This is a genomic window from Rhodococcus sp. 27YEA6 (genome assembly GCF_044908235.1).
Taxonomy (GTDB): domain Bacteria; phylum Actinomycetota; class Actinomycetes; order Mycobacteriales; family Mycobacteriaceae; genus Rhodococcus_F; species Rhodococcus_F qingshengii.
Genome location: NZ_JBIYCY010000022.1, coordinates 1 through 13,955 on the forward strand (window position 1 = coordinate 1; position 13,955 = coordinate 13,955).

The window sequence follows — 13,955 nt, forward strand, 5'->3', positions numbered from 1 at the left end:
CCGCGGCGCTCCTCCCGACGCTTCGCGTCGGGAGACGGAAGCGAGTCGCTGCGCTCCCCGCCAGGGAGCCGCTGCGCGGCTCGCAGTGGGTCGAGTGCCGTTGCCGTCGATCGAGTCGCTTCGCTCCTCTGAATTCCGAATCTTGGTTCTTACCAAACGAATTCATCGCAACGCCTGAATCGGTACCCGACACCCGAACGAGGCTGGGGAGGAGGGGAAGGGTCACGAAAAGCGCCCCGTCTCGCGTCCACTGCCTCGTCATCATCATGCTCCCAATCATACACCCCCACCCACCAAACCGCAAAACACCCCGAAAACATGAAACACCGAAACCCTCACCACCACAACAACATTCGACGTTCACGAAAACACCACCGTGCACAACACACGAAACTAGCACAACACCAACTGAATACCGAAACCTACTGACACACAACAACATTCAAAAACACCCAAAACGAGCCCTCGCAACACCCCCGCACGACCCGGCACCACTCCCCCACACCACCCGACCCGAACACCCCGCCGGCCCCCGCCGGCACCCAAACCCGCCGGCGCCCCACACACCCGAAAATGATCGAACCGGTATGCCGGCACCTTCGCCTCGCGCAGAATGGGAGTCGGCGCACACACGCACGACCCCGGGAGCGGTGCAATGATCCGACGACGACTCCGCCACGCAGTGATGGCGATCGCGCTCGCCTGTGCGATCGTCTCGACCGCGCCCGCCCAGGCGCAGGTGCCCTCGCCAGACGCGGCGCCGGGAACAGTGACCGCGGCAGATCCCCTGCCACAATCCTTCTGGATCGCCGGCGCCGCCGACGTCTTCGCCCTTATCGGGATTCGCGGTGACTCGGACCGTCGCCGCGGCCCATCGTGATGCCGATGCACGCGCTTAGACATCCCCTGATCCAAAGATCCGGAACTCCTGACCAGCGATGTCGATACCTACCTCGAACAAGGCCCGGAAAGCGACCGCAGAACACGACACGGCCGGCCGTCGTCCACGATCACCGTGCCAGCCGATGACCACGCCATCCAACGGCTGGTCCGCACGCCTGTACTGGCAGTGGATTCTGTACAACACCATCGCCTTCGTAGTCGTGCTGACCACGGTGGCGGTCCTGTCGTGGATCGGCGCCGACATACTGCAGCTGTCCTGGGCAAACCGGAGCCCGGTCGCCGCGCTGCTCGTGGCAACGACTGGGGCCGTGCTGTTCGGTTGGGTGCTCGGGGCGCTGCAATGGCAGATCGTCCGCCAACGCGTGCCGGTCCCCCGGCGGAAATGGATCGTCGCAAATGTCGGCCCGGCGCTCCTGGGCTGGCTGCTGGTGATCATCCCTGCCATCACCACCGCGCAAGACTCGGGCACCAGCGTCACCGGCGCCTACCTACTTGCCGCCAGCCAAACCCTGGCACTGGGACCGTTGCTCGGGCTGTCCCAGGCGTTGGTCCTGCGAGCCCATACCCGCCGCTGGGCCGGATGGATCGTTGCCAACATCGCATCCTGGGCCATCGTCGACGCCGTGTTCTTGCTCCTTTCGTCCTGGCTCGACACCTTCGACCTCACGCGTCACGACGGCTCCGTCGCGGAGGTATACCTGATGCTCATCGCCACCACACCCCTGACCGGTCGCATGCTCCTCTGGGTGCTGGCCCCCGCCGCTACAACCACCGAACACCAGCACCCGTAACCGCCGCAGACCCTCCGCGCGATCACCGACTAGCGTTGCGCAGCACGCCCCAGCCGTTCCCGGCGCCGACGCCTCGTTGCCGTACTGGAACAGCGGGCCGACGAGCGCGGCGTCCGCGTCATGAGCACCGCCTTGCTGCTCAGGTTGTCGTCTGTGTGCCCGACCAGTGAACGAAACACCCATCACCGTTCAGAAAAACGGGGCGGCACACCGGGACACGTCCGGCCGAAATCAGTGACCGGTACCCGGACCGTTGCGATTCACCGTCACGACAGTTCGCCGGATCGCCGCGAAATACCCGGAAGCACACCATGTTGCGCACCCCTCCCGACTGACCGAACCGGCCTGCTGCCCAGTGCTGAAGCTCGAGCCCGCGCAGGGGCGGGGATCGGTGGCGTCGGAGGCGATCCGGAGGACGCCACCGACAGCCCGTGACCGGTCCAATGTTTACCGATCTGGTGTGGTGTCGACCCTGGTTATCACCGGCCCGGGCGTGCTTGGCTGGAATGGCAGGGGAACCGCGGGCAGGAACCCATCATGGCCGAGGATGACGCTCGTTACCGGTCCCACCCGCGCAGTTGCCCGGAGGAATTTCATGGGACAGGCCAGCGAGTTTCGCAACCTCGACCCGCGCGATCGTCGGCGCCTGCTGCGCCGCGGGCTCGTGCGCCCGGTCGCGACGGTTGCGCTCTGCGGCGTGGGCTACTTTGTGCTCCCGTGGACCTCCGTCGACGGCATTTCCACGGTCATGCTCCTCGTGGGGGGACTGCTCGTCGTGCTGGCGGTTGCCGTGTGGCAGATCCGGCAGATTCTGAGGTCGGACGTGCCCACCGTGCAGGCCATAGAAACGCTGGCACTGATTCTTCCCGTCTATCTGCTCGGCTACGCCGTGGGATACAGCCTGATGTCCCAGAGCTCCCCCACATACTTCTCTGAACCGCTCAGTCGGATGGATGCCCTGTACTTCTCGTTGACGGTGTTTTCGACCGTAGGCTTCGGGGATATCACAGCGACGACCGATCCGTCGCGCGCTGTCGTCAGTGTCCAGATCATCGGGAATCTGATTCTCATCGGCGTCGGCATCCGCGTGGTGGCGGCGGCCGTCGTCTGGGCCCGTGGACGGAAGTGACTAACGGAGCCGACGTCAGCAACAGTTCGACGTTGTGCGCTAGTTCCAGTAGACCCGTCCGATGACATTCCCATCGCCTGGGTGCCTCCGTGACGAACTCGATCGCCGGAAGCCCTGCGTGTCAGCATGAGTTGAGTCCACTGGTTCACAGCAACCCCGTCTGCAGGGCGAGATGATGTGACGCGATCGCTATGCCTTACTCAGTGCTGCCAGGGCGGCTTCGCCGATGGGTTCTTCGGCGAGCATCGGGACGATGGCGGTTCGTTGGCTGTATTGGCTTGTGATGGTGCCGATTTCGGTGATCTCTCCGGCTGCGCGCTGCTGCAGGAGCGGCGAGGTTGGTTCGGCAGCGGCGAGAGAGTTGTTGACCACCCACGCCCAAGGCTCGATTCCGGCTCGTTGTAGGTCGGCTTGCAGACCGGCGGCCTCGAGGACGGGTGTGGTTTCAGCGAGGGTCACGAGCAGTACCTTCGTTGCGTTTGGGTCCTGGAGTCGCATGAGTGGGGTGGTGAAGTTCGTGTTCTCCCCCATCTGGCGGGCGATTTCCCGGTGATACGAGCCGGTGGCATCGAGGAGCAACAAGGTATGCCCGGTCGGGGCGGTGTCGACGACGACGAATTTGCGACTCGATTCGTGGATGACCCGCGAAAACGCTTGGAAGACTGCCACTTCCTCGGTGCAGGGTGATCGGAGGTCTTCGGCGAGGTTCGCGCGTCCGCGTTCGTCGAGGTTCTTGCCTTTGGTGGTCAGGACTCTGGTGCGGTACTGCTCGGTGGCTTCGGCGGGGTCGATTCGGGAGACCTGGAGGTTGTCGAGTTCCCCGTTCAAGGTTTCTGTCAGGTGTGCAGCCGGGTCCGTGGTTGTCAGGTGCACCTGGTGGCCGCGTTCGGCGAGGGCGACAGCGATGACGGCGGCGATGGTGGTCTTGCCGACTCCGCCTTTGCCCATGCACATGATCAGGCCGTGATCGTCGGTGTCGAGTTCGTCGATCAGGGATGCGAGCGGAGAACTGGGTAGCTGCAGGGACGGGTCCGCTGAGGCGGCGGACACCGGGCCAAGGTCGGGGGTGAAGAGGCTTTCGAGTGCGTCGATGCCGACGATATTGGTCGCTTTGAGCGGGACCTGATCGGTCGGCAATTGCGCCAATCCATCGGGCAGGGCGGCTATCGCGGCTTGTTCACGCCGGTAGATCGCGGTCGCGAGCGGATCGGTGTCGTCGCCCGGGTCCGGGAGGACACCGTTGATCACGACATGCTGATGGGTCAGTCCGATGTCGGCGAGTTCGCGGTGGGTGCGGGTGATTTCGGCGAGCGTCGAACGCTGGGCGCGCGAGACCAGTACGAGGCGGGTCCGCTGCGGATCGGCGAGCGCGGCAACGGCGTCAGCGTAGATGGCGCGCTGCTTCTCGAGCCCGGACAACGGACCGAGACACGATGCGTCGCCCTTGCCGTCATCGAGGAACTCGGTCCACGATCCGGGGAGTTGGAGCAGCCGGATGGTGTGCCCGGTCGGGGCGGTGTCGAAGAGGACATGGTCGAAGCCCGCGGTGATGTCGTCGCGCCCGGAGAGCAGTCCGGTGAACTCGTTGAACGAGGCTATTTCTGTGGTGCAGGACCCGGAAAGTTGTTCGGAGATCGCCGCGATGTCCTTCTCGGGGAGTAGCCCGCGGACGGGACCGATGATCCGCTCGCGATAGGTGGCGGCGGCTTGTTCCGGGTCGATCTCGAGCGCAGACAATCCGGGAGCGGCGGAGATCGGGGTGATGGTGTTGCCGATGCTCACACCGAAGACCTGCCCGACGTTGGAGGCTGGATCGGTGCTCACGAGCAGCACTTTCTTGCCGGCGCGAGCGAGGGTCATCGCGCTCGCGCAGGCGATGGAGGTTTTACCGACACCACCTTTGCCGGTGAAGAACAGGAATCGGGGCGCGTTGTTCAGGAACCTCATTGCGGTGTCGACGCTTTCAGCAGCAGGTGGTGGAGTCGGCGTCGTCGGTGGAGCAGCATGCCGAAGTGTCGGAGAGTCCGAGCATGGCGATCCCGGCCGGCGCCTCAGCCGTTCCAGGTTCGGTGATGCCTGCCCATTTCGCGAGCTGGTTGCGGGTGGGATATGTACCGGTCAGGGCGGTGACTCCGTCGACGAGCGCCAGCGGGAGTCCTTCGGAACCTGAGATTTTGAGGAATGCTGCGACGGTGTCGTTTCCGGCGAAGGCCAGTGGGTCGTTGGCGAGGTTGTGGCGGGTGATGGTGCCGCCGTTGCTTGCGACCCAGTCGAGGTCGGCGGTGAAGGTGATCAGCGCTTGGTCGACGTCGTCGCCGCAGACGCCGGTGTTGCAGCACAGGGCGGGTTCGAATACTTCGATGGTGCTCATGGTGATGTCCTCTTTTCTTACTTCTCGGGTCTTTCGATTGCGCGGCTAGCGGTTCCGATATCAGCGGACCGCTAGACGGGCAGCAAGGGCGTCGACGCGGGCGGCGATGTCGTCGCGGACCAGGCGCATTCGTTCGATTCCGTCGATGCCGCGTTCGGACGGCTCGTCGGTGTCCCAGTTCTCGAAGTCGGTGCCGGCTACGGGATCGACCTTCGCTTCGTTGCCCAGGGTGACGACGAGGTCGACATCGCGCACCAGTTGCGGATCGATCAACGTCGGGGTCTGCCCGGAGATGTCCACCCCGACTTCGAGGAGCGTTTCGGCGGACAGGGCGTTGACCGCGTCGCCGGGTTTGGTGCCGGCCGAGTACACGTCCACCTGGTCGCCGGCGGCTTTGCGCATGAGGCCGGCGGCCATCTGGGATTTGCCGCCGTTCTTGACGCACACGAACAGCACTGAAGGCTTGCTCATCGAAGTTCCTTTCACTGGGTGTGGGAGTCAGACGGCGTCGACGGTGTGGCCGGCTGCGTCGAGCGTGTTGGCGGTGATGTCGCCGCGGTCGGCCAGCCAGCGTTCGGCGTCGATTGCTGCGGAGCATCCGGTGCCGGCAGCGGTGATCGCCTGACGGTACGTGTGATCGACCAGGTCACCGGCAGCGAAGACGCCGTCGACGGAGGTCGCGGTGGAACCGGGAGCGACGCGCACGTATCCGGCGTCGTCGAGATCGACCTGGCCCTTGACGAGTTCACTGCGCGGGTCGTGGCCGATGGCGACGAACATGCCGGTGATCTCGAGTGTGGAGGTCTCGCCGGTGACGGTGTCGCGCACGACGAGGCCGGTGACGCTGTTCTCACCGAGCACCTCGACGGGCTCTGCGTTGGTCAGGAAGCGGATCTTCTCGTTGGCCTTGGCGCGCTCGAGCATGATCCGTGAGGCGCGGAACTCCTCGCGGCGGTGCACCAGGGTGACCGAGCGAGCGAAGCGGGTGAGGAAGGTTGCTTCTTCCATCGCGGAGTCGCCGCCGCCGACCACGACGATGTCCTGGTCACGGAAGAAGAAGCCGTCGCAGGTGGCGCAGGCGCTGACGCCGCGGCCGAGGAGGCGTTCTTCACCGGGAATGCCCAGGTAGCGGGCTGCCGCGCCCATGGCGAGGATGATCGCGTGCGCGGCGTAGGTTTCGCCGTTCGCGACGACCGTCTTGATCGGGCCGCTGAGATCGATCTCCTCGACGTCCTCGGTGCGGATGTCGGTATCGAAGCGCAGTGCCTGCTCGCGCATCTGTTCCATCAGATCGGGGCCCATGATTCCTTCGCGGAATCCGGGGAAGTTCTCGACCTCGGTGGTGGTCATGAGGGCGCCACCGAACTGGGTTCCCTCGAAGAGCAGGGGCGCGAGCTCAGCGCGCGCGGTGTAGACACCAGCGGTGTAGCCGGCCGGTCCGGAACCGACAATGATGACGTCGTGGACCGTGGACGGGATGGTCATAGTGTCTCTTTCACGGGATCGAATACGGGAAGCGTAGGCGGTTAGCGCGATACCGACGGGGCGGTGAGTTCGCTGATCAGAGCCTGTACGCGAGTCTTGATCTCGTCACGGATCGGGCGAACCGCATCGATGCCTTGGCCGGCGGGATCCTCGAGGACCCAGTCGCGGTAGCTCTTGCCGGGGAAAATCGGGCAGGTGTCGCCGCAGCCCATCGTGATCACGACATCCGAATCCTGCACGGCGTCGGTGGTGAGGATCTTCGGGGTCTGGGCGGAGATGTCGATTCCGAGCTCGGCCATCGCTTCGACCGCGGCGGAGTTGATGGTGTCCGCGGGGGCAGATCCGGCGGAGCGGACCTCGATGGCGTCACCGGCGAGGTGGCTCAGGAAACCGGCGGCCATCTGCGATCGGCCGGCGTTGTGGACACACACGAACAGGACGCTGGGCTTGTCGGACATGAGAAAGAAGGTTCCCTTCGAAGATGGAAGTTAGAGCTGAGGAAGAGGTCGCTCAGACGGCGACGGGTGTGGTCAGTTCGGTGAGCAGTGCGATCACCCGTGCATCGAGGTCGTTGCGGATTGCCCGCACCACCTCGAGGGGTTGGCCGTACGGGTCGTCGAGAGCCCAGTCGAGGTACCGCTTCCCTGGGTAGACGACGCACGCGTCGCCGCAGCCCATCGAGACGACGCAGTCCGCTGCGGCGACCACGTCATCGGTGAGTGGTTTCGGGAACTCGTCGGCAAGATCGATCCCGATCTCGGCCATCGCCGTGATGACGGCGGGGTTGATCTCGTGGACCGGCGCGGATCCTGCCGAGCGCACATGAACCCGGCCGCGGGCGTGGTGATCGAGTAGTGCCGCCGCCATCTGCGACCGGCCGGCGTTGTGGACGCACACGAACAGAACTTCGGGCACGTCCTTGGCGAGTGCTCCGCTGGACTGGGCCAAAGCGGTGAGGCGGTCGGCGGCGAACCGCGCCGCGAGCGAGGTGAGATGGGTGTGGATCTTCGCGGTGCGGCGCAGCGCCGTGTAGGACTCGAAGACGTAGCGTTCGACGGTTTGCGCGGAAAAGACCCCGACGTACTTCGCTGCCAGGTCTTGCGCGGTGCGCGAGAGAACGGCCTGCGGTGAGAGGAGATCGGGCTGGGCGCGGTGCTCGTTCATCATGACTCCCGAAGAGTTGTAGGTGACTTACGTAGCGGTGGGTGCGGGTGAAACCTCTTTGACGGCAAAGCGTTTGCGTAGAGCAAGGGAGACATAGACCAGCCCGACGAGCACCGGTACCTCGATCAGCGGGCCGACAACACCGGCAAGAGCTTGCCCCGAGGTGGCGCCGTAGGTGGCGATGGCTACGGCGATCGCGAGTTCGAAGTTGTTGCCCGCGGCGGTGAACGCCAGGGTCGTCGTGCGTTCATAGCCCAATCCGATTGCGGCGCCGAGGATGTAGCCGCCTCCCCACATGAGCGCGAAGTACGCCAGCAGCGGCAACGCGATCCGGACGACATCCCAGGGCTGGGAGGTGATCTGTTCGCCCTGCATCGAGAAGAGCACGACGATGGTGAACAGCAGACCGTAGAGCGCCCAGGGGCTGATCTTGGGGATGAACTTGGTGTCATACCAGTCGCGGCCTTTGGCGCGTTCACCGAAGAAGCGGGACAGAAAACCTGCCAGCAGCGGGATACCGAGAAAGATCAGGACCGATTTCGCAATCTGCCAGGGCGAGGTGTCGATGGTGGTCTGTTCGAGGCCGAGCCACCCGGGCAGGACCGAGAGGTAGAACCAACCGAGCACGGCGAACATGATCACCTGGAACACCGAGTTGATGGCGACCAGCACCGCGGCGGCTTCGCGGTCTCCGCACGCCAGGTCGTTCCAGATGATCACCATCGCGATGCAGCGAGCGATACCGACGATGATCAAACCGGTTCGGTATTCCGGCAGGTCGGGCAGAAACAGCCAGGCGAGGGCGAACATCAGCGCCGGGCCGAGAACCCAGTTCAGGAACAGGGAGCCGGCGAGGAGTTTCTTGTCCCCGGTGACTGTGTCGAGGCGGTCGTAGCGGACCTTCGCCAACACCGGGTACATCATGATCAGCAGGCCGAGGGCGATCGGCAGGGAGATGCCGTCGATCTGCACCTTCTCCAGGGCAGTGTTCACACCGGGGATCCAGCGTCCAACCAACAGGCCGACGACCATGGCCACGCCGATCCAGACCGCAAGATAGCGGTCGAGGGTGGAGAGTTTTCCGACGACTTCGGGGTGTTCGGTGGTGGCAGCGGTGTTGCTCATGCGGTGACCTCTGCGCATGCGTCCGCGACACTCACGCTCGTACCTTCGACCAGGAGCACGGCGGAAAGCTGTTGCAGCGCAGCCGGAATAACCCAGTAGTACACCCAGGTCCCGCGGCGTTCACAGTCGAGCAGCCCGGCCTGTCGCAGCACCTTGAGGTGATGCGAGATAGTCGGCTGAGACAGGTCGAACGTATCCGAGATGTCGCAGACGCAGGCTTCACCACCCTCGTGACTTGCCACCAAGCTCAGCAGGCGCAAGCGGACGGGATCGCCGAGGGCTTTGAACATCCGCGCCAGGTCGCCGGCCCAATCCTCGGTCAACGGTTCACGGACGAGCGGCGAGCAGCAAGCGCCGGCCTCCGCCCCATCTTGATTCGACATGCTTCGATATTGACAGATATCGAAATAACGCGCAACCAACCTCAGATGAATTTCCGCCGACGAGAGACGACTTGACTCCGTAGCCGGGTACCGGGTTCACAATGGCGACATGCGTAGCAGTGAACTGGCCACCCTCGCCGGGGTGAACGTACAGACGTTGCGGTACTACGAACGGCGCGGACTCCTGCAGCACCCGCCGCGATCCACCTCGGGATACCGCTCATATCCGGACGAAACTGTCGAAATTGTCCGGTTCGTCAAACGCGCCCAAGAACACGGCTTCAGCCTCGACGAAATCAACGAACTTCTCCATCTCGCCGGCGGCGGACCGGACGATTGCGACACCGCTCGGCGACTGGCGCAGACGAAGATCACCGAGTTCGGCGAAAAGATCCGAGATCTGCAACGCATGCGGGCCTCGCTGACCGAGTTCGCGTCCACCTGCGCGCGACCGCGAGCGGACCGGCACTGCCCCATGCTCCAGACACTGCACACCGACAAAGGACGACCATGATGCATCTCGAAATTCTGCAGGTCCCGGACTACCCTAACGTGCCGCTCCTCGAACAACGAATCGAGCACGCTCTTTCAGGCGTGCCGATCGAATGGGAACTGCGCCACGTGATCATCGAAGATCCTCGATCAGCGGAACTTGCGGGCATGGCGGGATCTCCGACGTTGCTCGTTGACGGCCACGACCCCTTTGCCGAACCGGATCAGGTGCCAAGCGTGTCCTGCAGGCTCTACCGCGACGCCGTGGGCGCGGTCGGTGGCGCTCCCACTGTGACTGCCCTGAGGAATGCATTCGAACGGGATTCACCCACTGCCGCTACTTCCGTACCTGACTGATCAATACACCGACAACACCACTACAACCGCTTCGCGCACCTCATCACGTTGCAGAGCGCCGAACCTGCTGAAATAGGAAGGGATGCATGGCCGCAATCAATTTCACGATTCGGCAACACCTTCCTGAGACTCGGATTCCAGGATCCAGCACACACCGACATCGTCGGCTTCCGACGGAATCTCACCTTCCGCTCGACTCAGCAAAGCAACAAGGTTTGTTTCGAGCGTGGCAAGTTCGCGGATCTTGCCACGAACCTGGGAAAGATGCTCCGAGAGCATCTCCACGACCTGTTCACAAGGAGCCGCCCCGCGGTCATGGGTGGTGAGGATCTCGCGGATCTCTCGCAAGGTGAAACCTGCAGACTGGGCGCTGCGGACGAACCGCAAACGCGCAAGAGATTCCGGACCGTAGTCCCGGTAGCCGTTGGACTTTCGGACCGGGACGGGAATCACCCCACTGTCCTCGTAGAAACGCAGCGTTTTCGGGGCAACGCCACTTCGAGCGGCCAGTTCACCAATTTTCACGAGATCCTTGACCTTCCATCGCACTGGAATGTCCATTATGGATGACGTTCGGGAACCGCAGGTGACTCGGACCGTTCGTCGCCGCGCTGGCGATGAACACTCAGAAGGAGGTGAATGAAATGAATCCACTGGAGATGTTGTGCGACTGGCTGTGTCGAGCGATGGGTCCTTGCTGTCCCCCCATGTGATGCCGTGGCGAGCAACTCGCAAACTACAGATGTCACTTCGCCATTCCTGGTGAGGTACGTCGGCCGGCCACCGTTCGGCTGACGTACCGCATCTACTTCAAGTCCAGTGCGTCCACCCTTCCTGGAATCGTCCAATATTGCTATCATCGTCGTATGACGATGAATAACGAGCCTGGATGCCTCGCCGCAACCGGCAGCGGGTCGAGCCTGGATGCGGCAGTGGCACTGTTCCACAGTCTCTCGGACGGCACCCGGTTGTCGATCGTGCGCCGTCTCGCCGAAGGAGAGGCGCGGGTTGCGGATTTGATCGGTGAACTCGGCCTCGCCCAGTCGACGGTGTCCGCACATGTTGCATGCCTACGTGATTGCGGTTTGGTCGACGGCAGACCGGAAGGTCGGCAGGTGTTCTACTCGCTGGCCCGGCCGGAATTGATGGACCTACTCGCCTCGGCGGAGACGCTGCTTGCCGCGACGGGGAACGCGGTTGCCTTGTGCCCGAATTACGGCACCGCCATCGGAGATAGCCGTGAGTGACGCATGCGGTTGCGGTCACGACGAACCCCGCGTCGAAGGCGAGGAAGAACACGGGCCCGAAAAGTGGTGGCAGGTTACCGAGATCCGGGCGGCTGCAGCTGCGGGCGTGCTGCTGATCGCGGCGCTGATAGTGGGCCTGACCGGTGGGCCGGATGCTCTCGGGCTCGGTCTCGAGGTGGGCGCCCTGCTCATTGCCGGTTACACGTTCGTCCCGTCCACTCTCGCACGCCTGGTCAAGGGCAAGATCGGGGTCGGCACCCTGATGACGATCGCGGCTGTCGGCGCGGTACTGCTCGGTGAGGTGGGCGAAGCGGCCATGCTCGCGTTCTTGTTCGCGATCAGCGAGGGACTCGAAGAGTATGCGGTCACCCGCACTCGCCGGGGCCTGCGGGCCTTGCTGTCTCTGGTGCCGGCCACCGCGACAGTTCTCCGCGGCGGCCGCGAGGAAACCGTTCCGCCCTCCGAACTCCAGCTCGGCGAGCTCATGGTCGTCAAGCCTGGGGAACGGATCGCCACCGACGGGGTCATCCGCACCGGACGCACCGCTCTGGACACCTCCGCGATTACCGGTGAATCGGTGCCCGTCGAAGCCGGTCCCGGCAACGAGGTGTTCGCAGGATCGATCAACGGCACCGGCGTCCTCGAAGTCGAGGTCACCGCAGATGCGCAGGACAATTCGCTGGCCAAAATCGTGCGGATCGTCGAGGCCGAGCAGTCCCGCAAGGGCGAGGCGCAACGCCTCGCCGACAAGATCGCCAAACCGCTGGTTCCAGGTGTGATGATCGTCGCCGCAGTTATCGCCGCGGTCGGCAGTGTGCTCGGCGATCCGCTGGTGTGGATCGAACGCGCCCTGGTGGTGCTGGTCGCCGCCTCCCCGTGTGCGCTGGCCATCGCGATCCCTGTCACCGTTGTCGCCGCGATCGGTGCGGCGTCCAAGCTCGGTGTCCTGGTCAAGGGCGGCGGTGCACTCGAGGCCCTCGGCCGGATCCGCACCGTTGCGTTGGACAAGACCGGCACCCTCACCCGCAACCAGCCTGCCGTGATCGATGTGGCCACGGCGGACGGCGCCAGCCGCGAGGACGTTCTCGCGGTGGCCGCAGCGTTGGAGGCGCGCAGCGAGCACCCTCTCGCTCGCGCGATTCTCGCCGCCGTCGACGACTACGCACCCGCCGACGACGTGGACGCGGTCACAGGGGCGGGCCTGACCGGGGCCATCGACGGCATACCTGTGCGCCTCGGTCGACCGGGCTGGATCGACCCGGGTCCGCTGGCAGGGGATATCGAGCGGATGCAGCATGCCGGCGCCACTGCGGTGCTGATCGAGCGCGCCGGAACGGTCATCGGGGCGGTCGCCGTCCGTGACGAGCTCCGACCGGAAGCACGTGAGGTGGTTGCCGGGCTACGACGCGGCGGGTACACCGTCGCGATGCTCACCGGCGACAACGAACGCACCGCCCAGGCGCTGGCCGCCGACGTCGGGATCGACGACGTGCACGCCGACCTGCGCCCGGAGGACAAGGCACGGATCGTGGAAACCTTGCGTGCGAGCCGCCCGACGGCAATGGTCGGGGACGGTGTCAACGACGCCCCCGCCCTGGCCACCGCCGACTTGGGCATTGCCATGGGCGCGATGGGTTCCGACGTGGCCATCGAGACCGCCGATGTTGCTCTGATGGGTGAGGACCTGCGGCACCTGCCGCAGGCGTTGGCGCACGCGCGCCGCTCCCGGACCATCATGTTGCAGAACGTCGGACTGTCGCTGGCGATCATCACCGTTCTGATGCCGTTGGCCTTGTTCGGGGTTCTCGGCCTGGCCGCCGTGGTCCTGGTGCACGAGGTCGCTGAGATCGTGGTCATCGCCAACGGTGTCCGGGCCGGCCGCGCGCAAGCCTTCCCCACCGGATCGGTACCCGCACCGGCGGGGAAGGTCGAGGCCCGCACGTGAGCGAATTAGCGGCTCGATCAATCCGCACAGGTAGCACGCGGCGGGTGATTCTCGTGGTCGTCGGTCTCGCTCTCATCGCGATCGCACTGTCGGCCGAACCCGTTGCGCGCCGTACCCTTTCCGGTGCACGCACCGTCGATATGGGATTGCTGCAACTGAAGTTGGCGTACAACAGCGGTGTCGCGTTCAGCATCGGCCAACAGCTTCCGGCCTGGATCATCCTCGCGGTCACCGCCGCCATCACTCTCGGCGTCGGAATTTACGCCTGGCGCACCGTCCCCACCGCTTCACTGGTGGGGACGGTGGGTTGGTCGGCGATCCTCGCCGGAGCTGCCGCCAACGTGATCGATCGTGCCGTCGACGGAAAGGTCACCGACTATTTCCACACCGGCTGGTGGCCCACCTTCAACCTCGCCGACACCTACATCACCTGCGGCGTCGTGCTGCTCGTCGCATCACTGATCTTTGAGTCCACCCACGACCCGGCCGATCCCCCGCCCGCACAGGAGAGTTCGAAATGACAGCAATACCCGAGATCAGGCCGCGCCGCGGCAGCCGCCGGA

Annotated in this window: 17 protein-coding genes; 8 read left to right on the forward strand and 9 right to left on the reverse strand. The window is 64.5% G+C overall.

Annotated features, from left to right (window positions below; all coding sequences use genetic code 11):
- Positions 1-655 precede the first annotated feature (655 nt).
- The 3 genes from ABH939_RS30255 to ABH939_RS30265 all read left to right on the forward strand — a co-directional run bounded on the left by ABH939_RS30255 (position 656) and on the right by ABH939_RS30265 (position 2,823).
- On the forward strand, positions 656-880 hold the full coding sequence (locus ABH939_RS30255; protein WP_143173176.1) for a hypothetical protein: 225 nt from the start codon (positions 656-658) through the stop codon (positions 878-880).
- A gap of 145 nt (positions 881-1,025) precedes the next feature.
- On the forward strand, positions 1,026-1,694 hold the full coding sequence (locus ABH939_RS30260; protein WP_030538086.1) for a hypothetical protein: 669 nt from the start codon (positions 1,026-1,028) through the stop codon (positions 1,692-1,694).
- A gap of 595 nt (positions 1,695-2,289) precedes the next feature.
- Entirely contained in the window at positions 2,290-2,823 is a 534-nt protein-coding gene (locus ABH939_RS30265; RefSeq protein WP_019747405.1) for a potassium channel family protein, read from the forward strand.
- A gap of 189 nt (positions 2,824-3,012) precedes the next feature.
- On the opposite strand, the gene arsA is transcribed toward ABH939_RS30265, so the two are convergent.
- The 8 genes from arsA to ABH939_RS30305 are packed head-to-tail and all read right to left on the reverse strand — an operon-like array spanning position 3,013 to position 9,351.
- On the reverse strand, positions 3,013-4,770 hold the full coding sequence (gene arsA, locus ABH939_RS30270; protein WP_030538085.1) for an arsenical pump-driving ATPase: 1,758 nt from the start codon (positions 4,768-4,770) through the stop codon (positions 3,013-3,015).
- Between the two features lie 16 nt (positions 4,771-4,786).
- The gene (gene arsD / locus ABH939_RS30275) at positions 4,787-5,194 is read right to left on the reverse strand and encodes an arsenite efflux transporter metallochaperone ArsD (protein WP_030538084.1); all 408 of its coding nucleotides are present in this window, start codon (positions 5,192-5,194) and stop codon (positions 4,787-4,789) included.
- A 60-nt stretch (positions 5,195-5,254) separates the two neighbouring features.
- The gene (locus ABH939_RS30280; protein WP_030538083.1) at positions 5,255-5,665 is read right to left on the reverse strand and encodes a low molecular weight phosphatase family protein; all 411 of its coding nucleotides are present in this window, start codon (positions 5,663-5,665) and stop codon (positions 5,255-5,257) included.
- A 27-nt stretch (positions 5,666-5,692) separates the two neighbouring features.
- A complete protein-coding gene (trxB, locus tag ABH939_RS30285) occupies positions 5,693-6,679 on the reverse strand; it encodes a thioredoxin-disulfide reductase (RefSeq protein WP_075836384.1) in 987 nt (328 codons plus the stop codon).
- A 41-nt stretch (positions 6,680-6,720) separates the two neighbouring features.
- Positions 6,721-7,137: an arsenate reductase ArsC gene (locus ABH939_RS30290; protein WP_030538125.1), complete on the reverse strand. Its 417-nt coding sequence runs from the start codon at positions 7,135-7,137 to the stop codon at positions 6,721-6,723.
- A 52-nt stretch (positions 7,138-7,189) separates the two neighbouring features.
- The gene (locus ABH939_RS30295) at positions 7,190-7,846 is read right to left on the reverse strand and encodes an arsenate reductase ArsC (RefSeq protein WP_370627677.1); all 657 of its coding nucleotides are present in this window, start codon (positions 7,844-7,846) and stop codon (positions 7,190-7,192) included.
- A gap of 24 nt (positions 7,847-7,870) precedes the next feature.
- Positions 7,871-8,968 (reverse strand): ACR3 family arsenite efflux transporter, encoded by a 1,098-nt coding sequence (gene arsB, locus ABH939_RS30300; RefSeq protein WP_011133472.1) that lies wholly within the window; start codon positions 8,966-8,968, stop codon positions 7,871-7,873.
- Positions 8,965-9,351 carry a helix-turn-helix transcriptional regulator gene (locus ABH939_RS30305; protein ID WP_020971547.1) on the reverse strand — a complete coding sequence of 129 codons (387 nt, stop codon included), beginning with the start codon at positions 9,349-9,351 and terminating at the stop codon, positions 8,965-8,967. The genes arsB and ABH939_RS30305 overlap by 4 nt, the downstream gene beginning before the upstream one ends.
- A 109-nt stretch (positions 9,352-9,460) precedes the next feature.
- Here ABH939_RS30305 and ABH939_RS30310 point away from each other — a divergent pair, with 109 nt between their 5' ends.
- Both ABH939_RS30310 and ABH939_RS30315 read left to right on the forward strand, forming a co-directional pair.
- Positions 9,461-9,865, forward strand: a complete 405-nt coding sequence (locus ABH939_RS30310) for a MerR family transcriptional regulator (protein ID WP_011133470.1) — start codon at positions 9,461-9,463, stop codon at positions 9,863-9,865.
- Positions 9,862-10,200, forward strand: coding sequence for a hypothetical protein (locus tag ABH939_RS30315; protein ID WP_019747399.1), 339 nt, complete (start codon positions 9,862-9,864; stop codon positions 10,198-10,200). The genes ABH939_RS30310 and ABH939_RS30315 overlap by 4 nt, the downstream gene beginning before the upstream one ends.
- Positions 10,201-10,302: 102 nt before the next feature.
- On the opposite strand, the gene ABH939_RS30320 is transcribed toward ABH939_RS30315, so the two are convergent.
- On the reverse strand, positions 10,303-10,761 hold the full coding sequence (locus tag ABH939_RS30320) for a heavy metal-responsive transcriptional regulator (RefSeq protein ID WP_011133469.1): 459 nt from the start codon (positions 10,759-10,761) through the stop codon (positions 10,303-10,305).
- Between the two features lie 305 nt (positions 10,762-11,066).
- Between ABH939_RS30320 and ABH939_RS30325 the strand changes: the two genes are divergently transcribed.
- From ABH939_RS30325 to lspA, 3 genes are read left to right on the forward strand one after another with little or no spacing between them, the layout of a single operon-like run.
- Positions 11,067-11,447 (forward strand): helix-turn-helix transcriptional regulator, encoded by a 381-nt coding sequence (locus ABH939_RS30325; RefSeq protein ID WP_011133468.1) that lies wholly within the window; start codon positions 11,067-11,069, stop codon positions 11,445-11,447.
- Positions 11,440-13,392 (forward strand): cation-translocating P-type ATPase, encoded by a 1,953-nt coding sequence (locus ABH939_RS30330; RefSeq protein WP_073513734.1) that lies wholly within the window; start codon positions 11,440-11,442, stop codon positions 13,390-13,392. Before ABH939_RS30325 ends, ABH939_RS30330 begins: the two co-directional genes overlap by 8 nt.
- Positions 13,389-13,913, forward strand: coding sequence for a signal peptidase II (gene lspA / locus ABH939_RS30335; RefSeq protein WP_011133466.1), 525 nt, complete (start codon positions 13,389-13,391; stop codon positions 13,911-13,913). The genes ABH939_RS30330 and lspA overlap by 4 nt, the downstream gene beginning before the upstream one ends.
- The last annotated feature ends 42 nt before the right edge of the window (positions 13,914-13,955 follow it).